Genomic DNA, 1,396 nt, shown 5'->3' with positions numbered 1-1,396 from the left:
GTTCGGCACACAGAGGTAATCGACGTGATTACGGTCGCAGGAACCCGCCTTTGCGGAAAGGTTAGCAGAGTTCCGGGATCGTTCTACATCGCAACGCTGTTTCACCACTGGTGCTTTCTGCCCTTGGTCCCGGTCTGCACTTTCGTCATCGCAGTCGGTTCTGAGCGCTCGGACGGGTTCTTCGGTGGGACGTTCAATGGCCACCGCATTCGCACGCGTTGGGATTCCGTCCTCGCCGGCTACGTGCGTTGGTGGTGCGGTGCCATCCTCGTTGTGACGACGTGTTTTGCCTGCCTCGACGTGGGGGAATTCCTCAACGTGTATCTCAACAAGCGGGTGCCAGCTTGGGTGCCGCGCGTTTTATCATTAGTGTGCTTGGTGCCCTTAGTAGCCGTGTCGATGGCTCTGCCCGGCCGCTTCGGGTATTGGCTCCAAGCCGCATTCCATTTGCTGTCGGTCGTCGCGGGTGTGGTGTACTATTCGGCCGTCAGCGCGCGGCCGGAGCTTGCCGAGATCAAAGCCGGGTTGGTGCTCCCGGTTCCGGTACTGGTTGTGCCCAACGTGACGTTGCTCCTGTACGGCCTGTTCCGGTGGTTCGATTTCGCCACTCCGGAGCAAGCGGCTGAAATGGCTGCAGAGGCGGGGTTCCGAACTCAACATCCAGTCGTCCCTACATCTGGCGAGGGTTGGGAGCTTGCCGAGAATCATCAGGGCTCGTGAGCAACACCGCCGAACCCGGCGCTGCACCTGACACCGCCCGCTGACTTGGGACGCACCGCTCATCGTGTGATGGCGGTGCAGGTGAGCTGTTTGTTCGGCACCAGAGGACTTCAGCGGATGCGGCGGAGGGCTTGGACCGCATTGCTCTGCCTTCCCGTGACCGCGAGCTTGGCCGCCGCCGTCGGCTGGGGTGCGCGAGAGGCGTGGATCTTTTACCACGGCTGGATACCGCCGGTGGTGTGGCTGGGAGGCGTCATCCTGCTTACGGTCGGCCGGCCGCGAATCCGCGATGAGGACGCGGCCCAGATCCGGCGGGCGGGACTCGCGTGGGTCGTGTTCGCCTACGCGATCGCGCTCGGGCTGCTCGGGCCGATGTTGGCCGTCCAGCGGGATCGCCACCTCGGGCCGTGGTTCGTGCTCCTGCTGGCACCACTCGCGTGGGCCGGCGTTACCGGGGTGTGCCGGGGCGAGTGGGCGCGCGGGGTCGGGGCGTGGTTGGTCCTGTACGGCCAGTTCTTCGCCCTCATCTACAACATCACCCACGGCACGTCCGGGATCGGGTGCTGGTCTGGCTGGGTGTACTAGCCCAGAGGCCGAACCCGGTGCTGCACCTGACACCGCCATCTGATTCGGGACGCATCGCTCATCCGATGGTGGCGGTGCAGGTGAGCTTGTT

At 64.2% G+C, this 1,396-nt stretch carries 1 protein-coding gene and 1 pseudogene; both read left to right on the top strand.

Features of this window, described 5'->3' with window-relative positions; all coding sequences use genetic code 11:
- Positions 1–720, top strand: a pseudogene (locus tag R5W23_RS08210) (hypothetical protein); the annotation flags it as partial.
- 141 nt (positions 721–861) lie between these two features.
- Positions 862–1,305, top strand: coding sequence for a hypothetical protein (locus R5W23_RS08205; RefSeq protein WP_320685914.1), 444 nt, complete (start codon positions 862–864; stop codon positions 1,303–1,305).
- The last annotated feature ends 91 nt before the right edge of the window (positions 1,306–1,396 follow it).

The organism is Gemmata algarum, from assembly GCF_034097035.1.
GTDB lineage: Bacteria > Planctomycetota > Planctomycetia > Gemmatales > Gemmataceae > Gemmata > Gemmata algarum.
The sequence above is the reverse complement of the archived record's forward strand: the minus strand, read 5'-3'. Positions and strand labels throughout refer to the sequence as shown.